Genomic DNA, 19,162 nt, shown 5'->3' on the forward strand with positions numbered 1-19,162 from the left:
AACCCTTACCATCGTAAGGATTTTTGAATGCTGCTTAATCTCTCTGCATATCTCTTACAGAAATATCAATCATCATTTTTACTATACTCATAGAAAGTGTACAAAACTTGCACATTTCCCACTATTTACGTTAACAAAGAGAATCTACATTCTTAGTAGCTTCTCAGCCACCGATATGCGACATTTCAATTTTCGGCATTGCTTTTTTATTCGTATTGCTTAACCGTTCGTCTGAATAACGGTCTGAACGATTATTCCAAATGTCACGAATAACATTAGTAATCTCCTCATCCGTATATCCAAAGCGAAGTAATTCTTTAAGATCGTTTCCTTTAGAAGCAAACAAACATGTATACAATTTTCCTTCTGCAGAAACACGCGCTCTTGTACATGATGAGCAGAACGAATCCGTTACAGATGAAATAATTCCTATTTCTTCTTCGCTACCAACATAACGATAACGTGTTGCAACTTCACCAGGATAGTTCGCTTCAATATGTTCAAGCGGCATCACTTTATGAATCATCTCTACTATTTCCTGCTTAGAAACTACTTCACCTAATTCCCAGCCGTTAAAATTTCCGACATCCATATATTCAATGAACCGAAGGATATGCTTATTCTCTTTAAAGTACTCTGCCATCTGAACGATGTCTTCTTCATTTTTCCCTTTTTGGACAACCATGTTCATTTTAATTTTCATTCCGGCTTCCGCTGCAGCCTGTATTCCCGCAAGAACCGTTTTTACTTTACTTCTATTCCCATTTAAATAAGAGAATCGTTCTTCATTTAACGAGTCTAAACTAACTGTTACACGAGATAAACCCGCCTTATATAAATCTGGCGCAAACTTTTTAAGTAATGATCCATTTGTCGTTAAACCAATATCCTCTACTCCATCAATTTCGTTTAACCGCTGTATGAGTTCAGGTAAGTCTTTTCGAAGTAACGGCTCTCCTCCGGTAATACGTAACTTTCTTACACCTAAAGAAACGAAAATACGTGTAATCCTTTCAATTTCATCAAAAGATAAAATTTTATCATTAGACAAAAAAGAATAATCACGACCAAATATTTCTTCTGGCATACAATATCGACAGCGAAAATTACAGCGATCAGTAACAGAAATACGTAAATCCTTTAAAGGACGATCTAATTTGTCTAATGTAACAGATTTCATGATTATTGCCTCGTTTCTACTTATTTTATATTTATAATCCGCTCTGGATGCGTATATACATTTAAAGATTTATTACGAATGAAGCCTATTGTAGTAATCCCTAACTGCTCCGCTAGTTCTAATGCTAACTCAGTTGGAGCTGATTTTGACAATATTACTTCACAGCCAATTTTCGCAACTTTTAATAGAATTTCAGAAGAGATACGTCCACTAAAAACAATAATTTTATCACCAATCGAAATGTTATTTTTTAAACAATAGCCGTAAATTTTGTCTAAAGCGTTATGTCTTCCTATATCCATGCGGCTTAAAACAATTCCACTCACATTACATAAAGCTGCATTATGAACGCCGCCTGTATGTTGAAACGTAGACGCAGATTGCTGCATATCATTCATTAACCGAAAACAATCCTCGGCAGAGATCTTTACGCGAATATCATTCATTTCTTTCGCAGTCAGCGCATCGTTCGCAAAAACAAACCCTTGCCTACTCATTCCACAGCACGAAGTAATATAACGTTTGTTTTGTATGTCACGATAATAAGGATTGATTTTCGTCGTTTTTACATGTACATAGCCTTCTTTTTCTTGCATCCATATTTCATCAATATCTTCATACTTTCGGATAATGCCTTCAGAGGCTAAAAAGCCAATTACCATGTCTTCAATATACTCTGGAGTACTAACCATTGTAACAAATTCCTGGCCGTTAATTTTAACCGTAACAGGAAACTCTGTTACAATGCTGTCCTCTATATGTTTAAATTCCCCTTGCTCATATTTAAAAATTTTCCGTTCCACCTGAATCGATTTCACGATGAGCATCCTTCTCTCACGTTATATTTTTATCAAAAACAAACACGGAAACTGCAATATCCTCATCTACTTTCATATCAGAAAACAGATGAACTAACTTCGCACCAACAAGTTCTTCTAAATGTTCATGAGGATTAGCCACATACACTTCTTGAATCATTTTCGTTCGAGCCATATGAACCATTTCCGCCCCATCCGTAGTTCCCGAAATAAATTTCTCAGTAGGTGTTAAATTCCCATAAAGTGTTGCAATCGCCATGTTCTCGGTAAATACAGTATGAATTCTTTCCGGCCCTTTCCCGAACAACTCTTTTCGAAGCTTTCGGATCATATCATTAAATTCATGTACCATTTTTGACATACTCTCATTCCTTCCTAGTTATTCCATCACAACTATTTTAACAAAATGACCATTTCGCCTAAACTATTTAATAATGAGACGAAATGGATCACCTTTTACAATTATCTCAAGTACGCAAACAACATATGAAATACTATTATTGTTGCTTATCTATTCTTCTTTTAACCCTTTACCCATACCTTTTAAGAAATGAAGACCAAATCCGATAGCACGATTAATATCTGGGTCTTTCAGTACTTTCATAAGGTCTAATATTCCTACTTTTTTATTGCTTTGCAGATGCTGGTTTCCTTCATCCATACCTGTCAACACGCTACCTATAAGCTTTTTCGTAAGTTCCGGATCAAGTTCTGTTAAAGCTCCTGCAGCGCCCATCATATTATTAATTAAATTTGTAACTGGTTCACGAGTGACTTGGCCTAGAACGATTTTTGCGATTGGTTCTTTCGCTTTCAGCATAGAATTTGCTGCTTCCAGCATCCCAATGTCATTTAATTCACCTACTATATTAAACATTTGATTTAAAGCATCTTCATTATTAGCTAGCAGTTCTTTTAAAGCTTCGAGTTTTTGTTGTTTAAGTTCTTCCTCAGTTAGCTCCTGCTTCTGGATCGCTTGAATAGGTGCTGCCATATTCTTTTCTCCCCCTTAGTTATCCGTTAAATGTACGTATCCTGGACGAGCCCACTTACGATTTACCTCAATTCCGTTTTGAGGATGACGCTTTTTATTACGTGGGTTCGTTTTTGGCATCGGATTTTCGCCATCAACTTCTAACACTTCCATACGTACTTTCGTTTGCTTATATGCCGGCGTGTTTGTACGCAAGTCAACGGCAGGACCTGTTAAAAAATTAATTGCCGATTCTTTATCCGTCGAGTTCATCGGTAAATACAGTTCATTCGCTTTTACACGATCCGTTACAAGTGCACGTAATTTAAGTGCTCCAAATGGAGAAACAAGGCGTACTAACGAACCAGTTTTCACTCCGCGTTCCCTTGCTAACTCTGGAGAAACTTCAACGAAAACACCTGGTACTTTCGATTGAATACCAGTTGATTTATTTGTCATGTTCCCTTCATGGAAATGTTCAAGCATACGGCCGTTATTAATGTGAAGATCGTATTCTGCTGGGAATTCAGCAGGACGTACCCAATCAGCTATCGCAAAACGAGCCTTTTTGTCCGGGAAGTTAAATCCATCTTTGAATAGAAGCGGCGTATTCGTACCATCAAAACTTCCCCAGTGGAAACTGTTCCACCCTTCAAGCACTTCATAGTTTGCGTGTGCAAATAGTGGTGATAAGCTTGCCATTTCCGCAAAGATTTCACTTGGGTGATTATAGTTCCAATTTGCGCCTAACTTATTAGCAATTGCCTGCACGATCCACCAGTCTGGTTTCGCATCTCCTAGCGTTGGAAGCACTTGATATAATCTTTGTACGCGACGCTCTGTATTTGTAAAAGTACCTTCTTTCTCAAGAGATGGCGCTGCTGGTAATACTACATCAGCGTATTGAGCTGTTTTAGAAAGGAACACATCTTGAACGACAAAGAATTCAAGGCTTGATAACACTTCATGCACATGATTTGCGTTCGAGTCTACAAGAGCCATATCTTCTCCAACAAGATACATAGCTTTCATTTTCCCTTCATCAATTGCGTGAAGCATTTCAATGTTATTTAGACCTGGTTTATTATCAATTTTTACTCCGTAAGCTATTTCAAATTTCGCACGTTCTACATCGTCAGTAACGTGTTGATATCCAGGAAGCCAACCTGGGAGAGTTCCCATATCACAAGCACCTTGTACGTTATTATGACCTCGAAGTGGATATGCACCAGCACCTGGACGGCGATAATTTCCTGTTGCAAGAAGTAAGTTTGAAATCGCAGCGGAAGTATCTGAACCACCCGTATTTTGCGTTACACCCATACCCCAAAGAATACACGTACCATCTGCATCACGAATCATCTCGGCCATTTGAACGAGAGTTTCTTTTGAAATACCTGTAATCTCTTCTGCATATTCAAGCGTATATTCTTTAAGACTATCTTTGAAATCTTCAAAGAAGTTTACATTCTCGTCGATGAACTGCTCATCATGCCAACCTTGATCGATCATATATTTTGTAACAGCCATTAACCATACTTGATCTGTTCCTTGCTTTGGACTAATAAAGATATCTGAACGCTCTGCCACTTCAGTTTTACGAAGATCTGCGACAATTAGTTTTTGACCGTGAAGTTTATGCGCACGTTTCACACGAGTCGCTAACACAGGATGACCTTCTGTTGGATTACAACCGACGATAATAACAAGACCCGATTGCGCGATATCTTTAATCGTCCCTGCATCTCCGCCCATACCAATTGTACGGAACAATCCATCCGTCGCTGGTGATTGACAATAACGTGAGCAGTTATCAATATTGTTCGTTTCAAACACTTGTCGTGCTAATTTTTGAATAACATAATTATCTTCATTCGTAATTTTAGAAGAAGAAATAAAGCCGATAGAACCTTTACCGTACTCTTCTTTAATAGAGCCCATTTTATTTGCCACTACATGAAGCGCTTCTTCCCAAGTTGATTCCACGAACACTCCATTTTTACGAATTAAAGGTTTCGTAATTCGTTTTTCGGAATTCACGAAATCCCAACCAAACTTTCCTTTTACACAAGTAGAAATCGCATTAACTGGTGCTTCAGAAGATGGTTGCACTTTTAAAATTTCACGGCCCTTCGTCCACACTTCAAATGAACAACCTACACCACAAAACGTACATACTGTTTTCGTCTTCTTCGTACGAGTATCGCGCATTGCAGCTTCTACTTCTGACACAGCGAAAATACCGCTATATCCAGGTTCAACCTCTTTAATAAGATCGACCATAGGCTCAAGAATATCCGGCTTCAGCCCAGTCATAAATCCAGCTTCACCAAGCATCGATTTCTCCATTAATGCATTACAAGGACAAATTGTTACACATTGACCGCAGCTTACACATGAAGAATCGTTAATATCTACTCCTTCATCCCAAATAACACGAGGACGCTCTGCCTCCCAATCAATAGATAACGTTTCATTTACTTGTAAGTTTTGACACACTTCTACACATTGACCACACGCGATACATTGATTCGGGTCATAGCGATAAAATGGATGAGACATATCAACTTCGCTTGCATCAACTTTTGGCTCGTAAGGATATTTTTGATGCTCAATTTCCATTAATTCTGCCGTATTATGCAGTTTACAATTCCCGTTATTGTTGTCACAAACCGTACAGTACAGTAAATGATTTTCTAATAAGCGATCCATCGCCTCATGTTGTGCTGCCTTCGCACTAATAGAGGCTAACTCAATATTCATGCCGCTCGTCACTACAGTTGAACAGGATCGCACAAGCTTTCCATTCACTTCTACAATGCAAGTATCACACGTTTGAATCGGATCCACTTCCGGCACGTAACAAATTTGTGGATGTTCAATTCCGTTCTCATTAATGATGCCTAGTACCGTTGAACCAGGCTCAGCACTATATTCTTTGCCGTCAATTGTAATATGAACCATGCTGTCGTTCATGGTTACTCCCCCTTTTTGAGAATAAAAAAACTCCACCACGAAAATATACGCACCACATTTTTGGCACGTTATCATCATGGTGGAGTAGTTTATTAGCACATCTTGCTAAAATACCAGTCCATTTATTCATAAATAAAATGATAGATTCATAACAGGTCATATCACGATTCCATCTTTAACACTATAATTATAGCGTTAAATCGAAAAATACACAATATAATTATTATTGAAAAGGACAAAGCACATAATGCTCTGACCTTTGTATTACATTTTAGAATTATTCTGAGATGACTTACTTCCCGGTGCAAACCAACCAATTAGTGCAATAGCAACTAATACTCCGTAGAAGATTAAAGTCCAAGTTGTACTGTGCGGGAAATCATGGTCTAAGATACCAATATCCTCATGGGCAAGTGTAATTACAGCGAGTTTTACACCGACCCAGGCAACAATTGCATATGCTGTTGTTTCCAATGCTGGACGTTTCTCAAGTAATTGTACAAACCAAGTTGCCGCAAATTTAATTAAAATAAGCCCGGCAATCCCTCCGAGAAGTACAACTATGAACTGTCCTCCATCCATACCACCGAAATCTTCTAGCGGTGAATCTGGAAGACCAAGGGCAAGAGCAACTGCGGCTAATATTGAATCGATCGCGAAAGCAAGGTCAGCTAATGCAATCTTTCCTACTGTGAACCAGTAGCTTTTACCTGCCGCTTCCTTTTCATCGTCCTTATGAATATTTTGATTGTCTTTTCCGAATTGCGCCTGAATGACATGCTTCAATCCTAAATAAAGAAGATACGCTGCTCCTATTGCTTGTATTTGCCAAACATTTGCAATAAATGAAATCGCAAATAGAGCTGCAAATCGAAAAACGAAGGCCATAATGATTCCGTAATTTATAGCTCTTTTTTTCTCTTCTTCGGGTAAGTGTTTCGCAATAACTGCTAGGACAAGGGCATTGTCAGCCGATAACAATCCTTCTAATCCAATTAGAATTAATAATGCCCAAGCGTACTCTAGCCATATTGAATCCATCCGCTTCTCTCCTTTCTAAAACTAAAATCAGATAAGGTCTTTGCTCATTAGAATTTCCTATTAAGCCAAATTAAATGCTAAAACATTTTGACAGTTACTTTGCTGTCCTCTATTTGTTATAATTTCAACAAAAAACAAATCTAGATTGTGGTTTTCTTAGAAAAGGTGACGCGACATTGTGCTTAAAAACTTGATGAATTCATCTTCACTTACAGGTTTACTGTAGTAATAGCCCTGAATTAGATAACATGCATTACGTTGTAACACTGTTAATTGTTCCTTCGTTTCTACCCCTTCTGCGATCACTTTCATGTTTAAAGTATGCGCTAGTGAAATAATGGTATGAATAATTTCATTTCCATCAGTAGAATTTCCGATCCTATTAACAAATTCTCTTGGAATTTTTAAGGTATCAATTGGATACAAAGGGAGATATGCTAATGAAGAATACCCTGTGCCAAAATCGTCAATTGATAAATGTACACCATATGATTTTAATGCTTTTAACTTCGCTAACGTTTCTTTTTCATCTACCATTGCTATCCGCTCAGTTAATTCTAAATCGATCGAACTAGCAGGTACCCCTACTTCTTCTATAGTAGATATGATTGTTTGAACAAAGTCCTTCTGTTCAAACTCTATAGCTGATAAATTTATCCCCATTTTTAGATTTGAATAGCCCGCAGAATGCCATTCTTTCAGTTGTCGACACGCTTCCTGTAACGTCCATTTCCCAATTGAAATAATCTGCGATGTTTCTTCCGCGATAGGTATAAATTCAAAAGGAGAAATAAGTCCCAGTTCTGGATGTTGCCAACGAATTAAAGCCTCTGCACCAATAACCATACCAGTCTTACTGTCAACTTGTGGTTGATATAATAAAAACAACTCATTATTTTCTAATGCCTTCGGTAAATCCTGTTCTAATCGTAATCGTCTTGTTATTTTTTTTGATAATGTCTCGTCATACATGCAAACAGCATTATTACCTTTTTCCTTTGCACTATACATAGCAATATCAGCATGTTGTAAAAGTGTAGTAGTATTTATTCCTCCAAACGGATACACCGCTATTCCTATACTAAGAGATAAGTAAAAGCTATGCTGATTTACTACAAATGCTTCTTCAGTTATACGAAATAGAGTTTCACACAAATCCAATAGCTGTTGCTCTGTATGGTTATGGACTATGATTGCAAACTCATCTCCCCCTATTCTCGCTAGAGGAATAGCCGGTAACAGACATGTCCTAAAACGTTTAGCAACTTCTTTTAAAACACTGTCACCAATTGAATGTCCCAGTGTATCATTAATAGTCTTAAAACGATTTAAATCTATATACAAGAGTCCAAATTCACCCTGCGTTTTTCGTGCACGCTCAATGGATTTTTCTAATTCTTTTTGGAAGAATATTCGATTTCCAATCTCCGTCACTGTATCATGGAATGCTAGATAGTTTATCTCATCTTGTTGTTTCTTCATTCTCGTAATGTCTTTTACCATTACATAACTCCCAAAAGTTTGTCCTTCTATCATAATAGGAACAATGGTGACGTACCAAAAATGAATGTCCTTCTCATTATTATTTTTCACACGTAATTGTAACGAAGCCGAACTGCATCGTTTCCCTTCCTGTAGAGCTGCTTCCAATTCAGATCTATCTTCGTCTAAAAAAATCGAGAAGCACTCTTTACCTATTAATTCATCACTGTTTTTTCCTAATAACATACTTCCAGCCTGGTTTATATTTAACACAGTACCATTTGAATTAATCGTTAAAATAGGATCTGGATGATACTCATATAATGACTTAAATCTCTCTTGATTTTTGACCAAGTCATTGGATTTGTTTATTAAATCTTCTGTTCTTTGAGATACTTTTTGTTCTAATTGATTATTAAACACTTTTAACATTTCGGTTAAATCGCTGTTTTGCATTCGTACGATAGTATGACGAATCAGCACAAATACAAATGCAATACAATTCCCAGTAATAAGTGTAGACGAGGAAGTTTGCTCTTTTAAAGTAAAGCCAATTAATACCGCAACTGCAAGATAAGGAAATATAACAAGAAGTTTCTTCCCAAATGTGGGATCGATAATGAAATAATTCCTTCTAGAAGATGCATTCTTTGAGATCGAAGCAGCAATAGCAATTAATAATAGGAAAACTCTATACAAACACCTTAATAATATAAGTGAACGATCTGACAAATCATCTTGTAAGTAAAAATACAAGTAGTCCGTAATAGCCAATCCAGTTAATACGAGAATAAAAATAAATAATTTACTTTTCGCATTAAAAATAGCTGGTCGAAAGATCAGGCTAATTCCTAGTAAAAGAAGCAATAAATCTATAATCGGAAAAATAAATGAAAGAAAAACATCTCCAATTGATAAGAATAAGATATTTGCAGAAGGTTTATTAAACAGGTACCACTCTAATGTAAAAATGGCAGTAACAACAATACATAAATCACAAATTAAATACGCTTTTTCCCACTTGTTACATTCCATAATGATTTTATAAAAGAATGCAAAGAGAAAGAAGAATAAGAAAAACAACAAAAACACATCAGAGATATTAAAATTTTGTATCGGCAATTCTACATTAAGTACTTGAAAAGCGGATATAAAATTCCCTATCAAGAAACACCCTATTGCAATAGTAATGCAAACCCAGAATACTCCTAACTTAATTTTTCCGGATAATATAGAATAAAGTAATGAGATAAATACAGTAGTTTCAACAACTAAGGATGATAGTCGGATATTAAAATCTGATACAAAATAATGATTCGGAAAAACAAATAAAAATATATAGCAAAAGCTTATATAGAATATTAGAGCTATTGTTAATAAGATAAATTGCAAATGTGAATGTTTAAGCAATATATTCACCTTCTTAAGTCTTTCATCATTTTTTAAAATTTGTATCTAATTATTATTCATATTATGACCATTTCAAAAGATTTCTTTCAAAATAAAGCACCGTTATATTACACCTGCAGATATTTAAAAATTCCATAACAGGAATTACAACAAATATCTGCAGCTATGTCCTTAACAATATCAATTATTGTTATACGAACTATTTATGTAACAAGTAGATTTAATAGCTAATTAGTTCAAAGAATGTTTTCTTTGAACTAATTATATACTGCCCATCTGAATCATAAAGCTTAACGATCTTCAAGTTAAAATTTCACGTAAAAATAATGAATGTAGATGTATGTCTCTATCTATTTTTTGTGATGTTAAACAAAGAAAAAACCCTAAACTATTTAGACATGAAAGTACCTACAATATTTCTAATAGTAACTATTTATCGTTTTTTGTTCATAACTTTCTATAGTATTTATTAAGGATACTAATTAAAACACCGACTTATTTATAATCCTTAATAAGTCGGCACCAGTATACACTATAAAACTAAAACACATTACAAAACTATACTTTAGCAATTTATAAATTTCATATTCCTAGAATTACTAAACTTTCTTTTACCTATTACAATCTATATTCAGATACATTATTTCCTTTCCATTCATAATAATCTAAAACCCCTTCATAAATGGCTTCTGCTGCAATCTGTCTGCCGTTTGCCGTAGATAGTTTACTGTAATCGATACCATTATCTATAAAAGCCAGTTCCGTTAACACAGCTGGCATGTCGTTTTCTCTTATAACATGAAGATCTCCATGTTTAACGCCTCTATCACGTGTTTGAAGAGCCTCTACTAAACGTGTTTGAATTTTTTCCGCTAACACACGACTTTCTTCCACATGAGGATTTGTTTTTTCGGATTCAGAAGATTTATAGTAGTATGTTTCTGTCCCTTTTGCATTACCATTAAAAGCATTTGCATGAATGCTTATAAAGATATCCCCCTCATTTTGCTTAGCAAATTTAACACGTTCCTGTAAAGAGCTTTTTTGGTCATGTCCAGGTCTAGTATCAGATTCACGAGTTAGTAAAACTGTAAATGGTGTATGTTTTTCGAGCAATTGTTGTAGGCGTAAGGAAGTGTCTAATACGATTTTACTTTCAGGCAATCCTTTTGTGGACTTTCCGGGATCTGCACCACCATGTCCAGGATCAATAATGATTGTTTTACTTTCTAAAGGGTTTTTCGGACTGTATTGAAGGGTATCTGTTTTGGCAGTAAGTTGTGCGGCTTCTGCACGTGTTATGAATTTATTTGGTTGCCAACCATTATCAGTACCAACAGAAATCTTTAAATCAATTAAAATATTGGCAAATTTTTCACCCCAATGTCCTTTTAAATCATCAAATTTACTTTGCCCATTACTATTTGTTCTATCTTGTAGCTTATATGCATTTACTAACATTGTTGCCATTGCAGCACGAGTAACTTTTCCAGAAGGATTAAATATTCCATTTCCTTCACCTTTAATTATTCCTGCTTTTTCAGCAGCAGCAATATACGGCGCTCCCCAGTGGTTTTGTGAATCTGTAAAAGATGGTTTTGCATTTAAGTCAATATGTATACCAAGGGCCTTTGTCATAATTGTTGCCGCAGAAGCCCTATCTAATGTATCACTTGAACCAAAAGTTCCATCTGGATAACCACTCAATACTTTTTTATCAACTAAATAATTAACGGATTTGTCAGCCCATGCAGGAACATCTGAGAATTTATGAGTATTTGCAAATGCACTAGATGAGTAGGATAGTAGACTTCCAGCAAGAATTCCTGTAGCAATTAATTTTTTCTTCAAAATTTAGCACCTCTAAAAAATTATTACAAGTTGGTAAATATATCATTTATAGTTAATCTTTAAATAATACGACCTAGAATAAAGAATAGATTAAATCCGCGTTATCCCTATATTAAAGATATCAAATGCAAATCGAACTATTATTCCGAAAAGAATCCTGAGACATACACTTATAGATAGAAACTATTAAATATATTCACCAACGTCGTGTAACCAGTATAGTTACTCATATGTACGAGTGTCAATTAAAAAACCTTACATTTTTGTAAGATAACCATGTTAATTATGTAGTAAGTAATTATTATATAATGTGAATAATTACTCGGTATAATAAAATAGTAATCTTATATTTTAAACAAATATTAATTATCTTGGTAGGCAAATAACTTATAACAGCCACCTTTTTGGCTATGCTTTGGAATCCTACTTTACTCTTCAATTCTCCGTATTAAAAGTTTGTTGATGAAATGTAATAACTACTGTACGATTATACAACCTATTCACCTCAATTAAATCAGTTAAATATTGAGGAAGAGTCGGTTTATCTTTAAAATCATTATGTATTAAGTCCTTTCACAGTGACAATACGCATATTCCCAGTATTTTTCTGATGACAATACTACAAAGTAAGACCTAGCTCCTTCCTTTTGTAAAAATTTTTGATTTACTAAAATTAATTGTAACTTTTCCTCTGTCCGAAACAATTCCATACAAAACAAAAGGGAAATACATATACACTATGTATCTCCCTTTTATTTTGTACCCAATTTTTTTATTGTGTTACGGTCATAACTTGTCCACTACGGTCAACCATAATTTTCATTTTTCCGTCTTGAGCGTTATATAACCCTAGCTTATGTAGATCTTGTTTGCATTCTTTTACGAAGTAAGGCAATGTACGAATTTGATCGATATCAGAGCTCGTAATAAAATGAATTAAATGATGCGTCATCTCTTTAATATCATGAACGAGTTCTTCCTTCTCTCGTTTTAATCTTTCATTTTCAGCTCGTAATGAATGTAATTCACCTTCAAGACCACGTGCATTCTTTTCATCTTTTGAACGCTCTGCTGCCATACTGGAAAGCTTATAGATTCCCTCCATGAACTGATGCAATTCGTGTTCTTTCTTGTCACTACATTGACTAATTGTTTCAAAGTTGTCCACGATGCCAGATATAACTGTTACGAGGCTTTTTTCATCATCTTCATTTCGAACGTCTTCAATTACTTCCTGCTTACTTTCTTGTTTTGTCTCAACAATTGTCTCTTTTACAGGTGCATATTTACGTTTTCGCCCCGGCTTTTGTTTTTCAATATTTTCAAACGGGATTTCTTGTTTTTTTAATTTATAATACGTATTTTGCAATTGACTTTCCGTTTTTCGGAAAAGATTCATTTCATTTTTACTAACATATTTTGAAATATTTGCGATGTTTAAGCCATGACGTTGACAAAATTGATACACTTCATACAATAGTTCTAGTTCAGACTTCAACCAAGTAATCGCTGATTTTTCATATACTCGCATACCGCCATTTTTTTCTATATCTATTTGAAATAATACCATTCTATTATATAAATCGATTAGCTCTTCATACCTGACTTGGAATTGTTTCTCTATTTTTTTAAATTCCGCCTCTAATTTCATATCGTTCGTTTTATTATTTGACATGTTTTGTAAAAGACTTAATACATTGATTGCTGTGTGGTGATACATAATCTGTGTCACTCCCCCTCATCCTTTCACAATTCTCATATGACTCCCATGCCCTTTAAGAAAATAGAAATTTTTACATATCCATATTATAACATTTCGAAATTATCTGTCAAATAATTAACATATAAAAAGGTATAAAAAGTATCGAAATAAAAAATGATTTTTAACAAATATTAAAAAATAAAAAATAGCTAAGTAAAATATTATATCAGAAAAATTCTACTTAATTATATTATATGGTATTCCTAATATATTTTCACCGAAAAAGTTTGCGCCACCACGAAATCTTATAGATGAAATAATTGAACATCATGTAAGAAAACCCTCACCTTTATAGTAAAGGTGAGGGTTTTACACAACGCTAACTAATTAACCGAAAGAATGACCATTATTACCACGGTGGCTACAGAAAAACAAAAATATCTCAGAAACACTCTACCTTTCTGTCTTTACACACATGGCTGGCTCCTCTCTTCCAACTAAAAGAGGCTTTATAGTACTAACTTATCAACTAACCCAATTAACTCTTGAATATCTGGCTTACTTACTTGAGCATTCGCTCCTACTGCTTCACCTTTATGGAATAATTCATTTGTAATTAATGAAGAGAAAATAATAACAGGTAAACGATTCATTACCTCACTATCCTTAACTACTTTCGTTAAATGATGTCCATCCATTTTCGGCATTTCAATATCAGTAATTAGCAAGTGAATATGTTCAAACATTTTTTCGCCTTGCTCTTTTGCTAATTTTTCAATTTGCGCTAACGCTTCCGCCCCATTGCTGAAGAAGTTCATTTTCGTATATCCAGCTGATGATAATGTTTCTTCTAGTATTTGACGAAGCATCGCTGAATCTTCTGCAATATAAATAACTTTTTCAGCTCGATCTGTTTTTTGCTCTAATCCTGCAAGTGATTTATTGTCATAACCAGTACCGCTAATTTCACATACAATTTTTTCATAATCTAATAGTAAAATGATTTTCCCATCTAGTTTTACAATACCAGATGTCGTTTCTTCTAGTCCCATAGATAATGAAGCTGGTTCATCAATTTGTTCCCATGAAATACGTTGAATACGATGCACTTCATCAACACGGAAAATAACTTTCATTTGGTTTAATTCTGAAATGATAAATTTCGTTTGATCAAGTGGTTTTATAGATTTTAAATTAAGAGCCGTTGCTAAGTTAATAACAGGTAAAATTTCACCACGTACTTGAACAACACCTTCAACTGCATGATGAGATTCTGGCACAGTTGTAACAGGGAATGGATTAATAATTTCACGCACTTTCATTACATTAATACTAAATAAATTTTCACCAACAGTGTACGTTACGATTTCTAATTCGTTTGTTCCGCTTTCTAATAAAATACTTTGTGCTTGTGACATAAAGGTGTCGCTCCCCTTCCATTAATTCCGTATATTTAATTATTAAGCTTTATTAAAACCAAAAAGTCAACTACCTATATGAAAAATATAGATAGTTGAGTGACCCTCACAGTTTTAAAGTAGAAATACTACCGGTAAAACTTAATCTTGTATAAACGAAGCAAGTGCCTCTAGTAACACTTCTTGTGCTCCTACAATTTCTGTCGGCATTGCTTCCCATTTTTTCGAAAGTTCCGTTTCCACTCTTATTCTTAGCTCCGGATTCATTTCTTCTAGCACGTATTCTTTCGTTGCTATATCAACATCAAGTAGCGCAAGTGCATATAACTCCGGATCGTTTATTTTTTTAAATACTTGTTTCAATACCGCCGGTGCTATATGTTTTAACTTTTCAATGTGAATTTCCTTATCAGAAAATAGTAACTCATATTGAATATACGTAACATTTTCTTTAATAACTTTAAAATAGCAATTATTTTTTTTATCATTTACAAAATAACCGTTCGGATCTGCAATAATACTCTCTACTTGACGTATTAAATTAGGTAAACTACTCGCCGCCATTACAGTACGTTGCTCAATCTCACTTGGCGAAATGAATGTAACGCGATACTTATTCTGCGCCATCCTCCTCACCTCTCCTTTTATATAAACTTAGTCTAATTGTACAATATCTTAATTAATCTAAATCTATTTCAAATCAATGCTTCTAGACTCGGATAAATCCTCTCTCCCAAAAGTGAAGAGACACCACCTAAACACTTGGCTTTTGGCCTCTTCAACTACCTTAGAACCAATCCATACCTCTCGTCTTACAATGTACGAGCCGCTCATAGGCAACTGACCGCTACTACACTCAGCTAGGTCCTCGCCCCTCTTCAACTAACCTAGAACCACTCCATATCTCTGTTCTCACAATGCGCGAGCCACTCATAGGCACTAACCGCTACTACACATCGCTGGGTCCTCTCTCAAAACCTTAAAAAAAGCTTTTAAGCTCCCTTAAGCAACTCAATGTTATTGAACCAAAAAGCAAGCTGCTGATCCGTAATATCCGGCAACATAACGAAAAACTCACGGCACTTCATCTCATCTTTAAACAGTTGATACTTCCAAACACTATCGCTACCAATACTTACGAAATAAAACTCGTGTATACGGCCAATGATTGCTTGTTTTTCACCAAACGAATATGGAGGCACTTGTTTGATTTCAAATTGATCTGGTAAATATACATGCTCTTCTCGTTCTATTTTTAACACTTGCTCAGCAAGCTCACGTTTATTTTCGAAAAAAGGCAATTGTAAAATTCGCTCTTGTCTTGTCATACGAATATAAAACCCTTTCTACTACGTTACAATTTTTCTTTACGATTTATTATCGAATTAAGTTCACAACTTCATTTAATACTTCATCTGAAATTTTGATTACTTTCGCATTTCCTTGGAATCCGCGTTGGTATAACATTAAATCAACGAATTCTACAGATAAATCTACGTTTGCACCTTCTTGTGCACCACCACGTATTTTTCCTGCACCGTTTTGACCAGATGCACCTAACGCTAAAATACCAGTTGTATTCGTCGCTGTATAGTTACCATTTCCAGTTTTCATCAAACCGCCTTCATTCGGGAACATCGCAACAGCTAATTGACCAGCAGATTTCATACTTCCATCAGAATATTTTACCATCACATATCCACCGTCAGCAATAAAGCAATCTTTAACAGTCGCCGCCGCTCTACCATCTACGTTTGTTACTGATAATGTTTTATCTGTCGGATGATTCGTTAAATGACTTAAGTCTAACTTTATAGAGCCACCATCAAATGGAATATTGGCCCCTTGCTCTTTCGGATTTGGATTTCCAACAGCATCAAATGTCATATTACCACCTGCACCTGGAACATCCTCAAACTTTGTATCCTTTTTCGAGTCATTACGCATCTGTACTTTATATGTATAATTGTGTTCGCTTGTTTGTGTAAATTCTACACGCATTGTCCATGTATTACCGGCATTATCGTATACAGGTAAGTCTTGCGTAATTTGTTTTTCACCAGTTGGAATATTCCCTTTAATTGTCCCTTGCGATGTTCGAATACCACCAATTGCCGTCCCCATTGGAATTTGCAATGGGCCTGGAATACCAGATAAATCAACTTCACCAGTCGCCTCATTAGCAGGGTATGCGAATACGTATTGACCTTCTGTGTTCGTAATATAATAATCTGAAGATATTCCAAACGTACCTTTACGCGTAAATTCCATGTTTCCGCCTTTTGAATCACCTACAACGAAGAAACCATTACCTTCCATTGCAGCTTGTGTTTTGCCACCTGTTAATGTAATTGTACCATCACTATAATCCGTAACCGTACCACTCATTTTCACACCGTTACCGATACTTTTCGGATTCGTTCCTGCGTATTTACCGTCACCTTTTGCACCAATTGAATTGTTATACAGTAAATCATCAAACATTGCTTTTTGTTTTTTATAACCAACTGTTTGTGCATTGGCAATATTATTTGAAGTTACACTTAATGCATTTTGTGTTGCATTCATCCCTGTAATACTTGTATATAACGCTTTAATCATAATGTATGTACACTCCTTATGAATTTGTAGTTTTTACTTCTTCAGTTACTTTTTGATCGTCTTTCTTTGCATCTTCTGGATTCGTTTCTCCAATCGGTTTATCAGACACCCTCTCAACAAAGCGAAGAGATACAATCTTATTATCAATAACGAGCTGTACATCGTTATTTTCCGCAAGGCGAACTGTCTCTACTTGACCAGTTACTTTTTTACCGTCACCGTCGATCCCTCTTACGTATTTCCCTAAAAACTTCATTCCGCCATCAAGCGCTGTCGAATACATCGTCGTTCTTAAAGAATCAACTGCTTTTGTCATATTTTGCACTTGTTCCATAAGAGATAACTGCGCTGTCTGATTCATCATTTGATTCATATCCATCGCATTGAATGGATCTTGGTGCTGGAAACTTGATAAAAACAATTTTAGAAAATCATCTTTCCCCATTACACCAGGAGTCTTTTGCTCTCCTGCTGAAACTCCATTTGTTTGTTGAACTGGCGATTGTACACCGTTAACAGGTACATTACTTTTTTGCGCTCCTGCTTGTAACGGAATATGATTTGTACTCGTTGTATTTAATCCAACTGTTGGCACGCTTTATTCCTCCAATAATCCCGCAAATTCTTTTGATTGTTGTTTCTCATGTTTCGTATTTGCAAATTTTTGTTTTTGCCTTTGCTCTTGTTCTCGCTGTTCTTTACGTTGTTCATCTTTTTCTGAATAACTTATTTGAATATTAATTTCTTTTTCTTTTAACTTCAGCTTCAATTCGTCAAAAATTATTTCAACACGCTTTTTCGCATCGTGTTTTTCCATTTCTACATGGACTTCAATTTGATCTCCATGCTTTTTCATAAATACAGTTAATGAACCAAGTTTCTCTGGATTTAGCTGGAATAAAACACGTTCTTGTTTCACTACAAACTTTTGCAGAGCCTCTACTTGTGCTTCCATTTTCTTGCCTAAGTCAGGTAATGTAACCTTCTCAGCTCCACTATTTTGTTTTCCTATTTGGTCAGTACCCGTTGCTTTATTTAATAACTCAGCTCCGGCCGAACTTGAGTCATTTAACTGATCGACTTTTGGTAACTCTACCTTCACATCATCGCTCTCTGCTTTCGGGAGTTCTACTTCCTTAGACTCCTCTTGTTTCTTTGCAATATTACAAGTTTCTGATTCTACGACTTTTAATACTTGCAACGTCTGCTCTGGCATCGTCACCTTGTCTAGCGCCATTTGCATTGTATCTTCTAAACATATGGCATTTTTAATATTCATGTTAGAAAAAAGCTCTTGTAATTGCTGTAATTCAGCTGCGGGCAATTCGTTCAGTTTAATATTTCCGTATTCTTTATATAACGCCTGTATTTTTTGTATGTATTGATATAACAATTCTGGCTGCACACGCAATTGCTCAATTGCAACCATCTGCTCAGATACAGCTAACAATAACTGTTCTGTCTCTTTCTTTTCTTCTTTCTTTACAATCGGCTCTTCTTTCGTTACCGTTTTTTTTGCGAGAATATATTCTTTCTTCTCTTCTTCTGGTGCTTCTTCTCGTTTCATTTTCTCCGTTTTCGGCTGTTTTTTATTTTCAATTCTCATTGTATTATCGAATGAAGAATTTTCATTTTTCGATTGTACTTCTAGCCCTTTTTCTTTTTGCGGAGGTAAACTTTGCTGCACCGGTAATACAAACTGTATCACTA

General features: G+C 35.3%; 16 protein-coding genes and 1 pseudogene. All 17 read right to left on the minus strand.

The features are described 5' to 3' along the window. Positions 1 to 163: 163 nt before the first annotated feature. The 17 genes and pseudogenes from moaA to JFU20_RS06820 all read right to left on the minus strand — a co-directional run bounded on the left by moaA (position 164) and on the right by JFU20_RS06820 (position 19,160). On the minus strand, positions 164 to 1,180 hold the full coding sequence (gene moaA, locus JFU20_RS06745) for a GTP 3',8-cyclase MoaA (RefSeq protein ID WP_002012013.1): 1,017 nt from the start codon (positions 1,178 to 1,180) through the stop codon (positions 164 to 166). A 20-nt stretch (positions 1,181 to 1,200) separates the two neighbouring features. Further along, positions 1,201 to 1,998: a formate dehydrogenase accessory sulfurtransferase FdhD gene (fdhD, locus tag JFU20_RS06750; protein ID WP_002086466.1), complete on the minus strand. Its 798-nt coding sequence runs from the start codon at positions 1,996 to 1,998 to the stop codon at positions 1,201 to 1,203. 16 nt (positions 1,999 to 2,014) lie between these two features. After that, positions 2,015 to 2,359 (minus strand): Na-translocating system protein MpsC family protein, encoded by a 345-nt coding sequence (locus JFU20_RS06755; RefSeq protein WP_002012015.1) that lies wholly within the window; start codon positions 2,357 to 2,359, stop codon positions 2,015 to 2,017. A 150-nt stretch (positions 2,360 to 2,509) separates the two neighbouring features. Continuing rightward, a complete protein-coding gene (locus JFU20_RS06760) occupies positions 2,510 to 2,992 on the minus strand; it encodes a helical membrane plugin domain-containing protein (RefSeq protein WP_002012016.1) in 483 nt (160 codons plus the stop codon). A gap of 15 nt (positions 2,993 to 3,007) precedes the next feature. Then, on the minus strand, positions 3,008 to 5,947 hold the full coding sequence (gene fdhF, locus JFU20_RS06765) for a formate dehydrogenase subunit alpha (RefSeq protein WP_002166043.1): 2,940 nt from the start codon (positions 5,945 to 5,947) through the stop codon (positions 3,008 to 3,010). Further along, positions 5,916 to 6,107, minus strand: a complete 192-nt coding sequence (locus JFU20_RS06770; protein ID WP_002149117.1) for a hypothetical protein — start codon at positions 6,105 to 6,107, stop codon at positions 5,916 to 5,918. Before JFU20_RS06770 ends, fdhF begins: the two co-directional genes overlap by 32 nt. A gap of 104 nt (positions 6,108 to 6,211) precedes the next feature. Beyond that, the gene (locus JFU20_RS06775) at positions 6,212 to 6,988 is read right to left on the minus strand and encodes a TerC family protein (RefSeq protein ID WP_002012018.1); all 777 of its coding nucleotides are present in this window, start codon (positions 6,986 to 6,988) and stop codon (positions 6,212 to 6,214) included. Between the two features lie 156 nt (positions 6,989 to 7,144). Continuing rightward, positions 7,145 to 9,880 (minus strand): sensor domain-containing protein, encoded by a 2,736-nt coding sequence (locus JFU20_RS06780; protein WP_002166044.1) that lies wholly within the window; start codon positions 9,878 to 9,880, stop codon positions 7,145 to 7,147. A 618-nt stretch (positions 9,881 to 10,498) separates the two neighbouring features. Further along, on the minus strand, positions 10,499 to 11,731 hold the full coding sequence (locus JFU20_RS06785) for an N-acetylmuramoyl-L-alanine amidase (protein ID WP_002012021.1): 1,233 nt from the start codon (positions 11,729 to 11,731) through the stop codon (positions 10,499 to 10,501). Between the two features lie 447 nt (positions 11,732 to 12,178). After that, a pseudogene (locus JFU20_RS30145) lies at positions 12,179 to 12,420 on the minus strand (Ger(x)C family spore germination protein); the annotation flags it as partial. Between the two features lie 83 nt (positions 12,421 to 12,503). After that, a complete protein-coding gene (locus tag JFU20_RS06790) occupies positions 12,504 to 13,451 on the minus strand; it encodes a DNA-binding domain-containing protein (protein WP_002166045.1) in 948 nt (315 codons plus the stop codon). 491 nt (positions 13,452 to 13,942) lie between these two features. After that, positions 13,943 to 14,851: a chemotaxis protein gene (locus JFU20_RS06795; RefSeq protein WP_002012026.1), complete on the minus strand. Its 909-nt coding sequence runs from the start codon at positions 14,849 to 14,851 to the stop codon at positions 13,943 to 13,945. Between the two features lie 141 nt (positions 14,852 to 14,992). Beyond that, positions 14,993 to 15,478, minus strand: a complete 486-nt coding sequence (locus tag JFU20_RS06800; protein WP_002012030.1) for a hypothetical protein — start codon at positions 15,476 to 15,478, stop codon at positions 14,993 to 14,995. Positions 15,479 to 15,843: 365 nt separating this feature from the next. Next, entirely contained in the window at positions 15,844 to 16,179 is a 336-nt protein-coding gene (locus JFU20_RS06805) for a DUF3964 family protein (protein ID WP_002012031.1), read from the minus strand. Between the two features lie 49 nt (positions 16,180 to 16,228). Beyond that, complete coding sequence (locus JFU20_RS06810; RefSeq protein ID WP_002012032.1) at positions 16,229 to 17,452, minus strand: flagellar hook protein FlgE; 1,224 nt, start codon at positions 17,450 to 17,452, stop codon at positions 16,229 to 16,231. Between the two features lie 16 nt (positions 17,453 to 17,468). Further along, positions 17,469 to 18,047 carry a flagellar hook assembly protein FlgD gene (locus JFU20_RS06815; RefSeq protein WP_002012033.1) on the minus strand — a complete coding sequence of 193 codons (579 nt, stop codon included), beginning with the start codon at positions 18,045 to 18,047 and terminating at the stop codon, positions 17,469 to 17,471. Positions 18,048 to 18,050: 3 nt separating this feature from the next. Next, positions 18,051 to 19,160: a flagellar hook-length control protein FliK gene (locus JFU20_RS06820; protein WP_002166046.1), complete on the minus strand. Its 1,110-nt coding sequence runs from the start codon at positions 19,158 to 19,160 to the stop codon at positions 18,051 to 18,053. Positions 19,161 to 19,162 lie beyond the last annotated feature (2 nt).

Source organism: Bacillus sp. TH30 (assembly GCF_016650875.1).
GTDB classification, from domain to species: Bacteria; Bacillota; Bacilli; order Bacillales; family Bacillaceae_G; genus Bacillus_A; species Bacillus_A mycoides.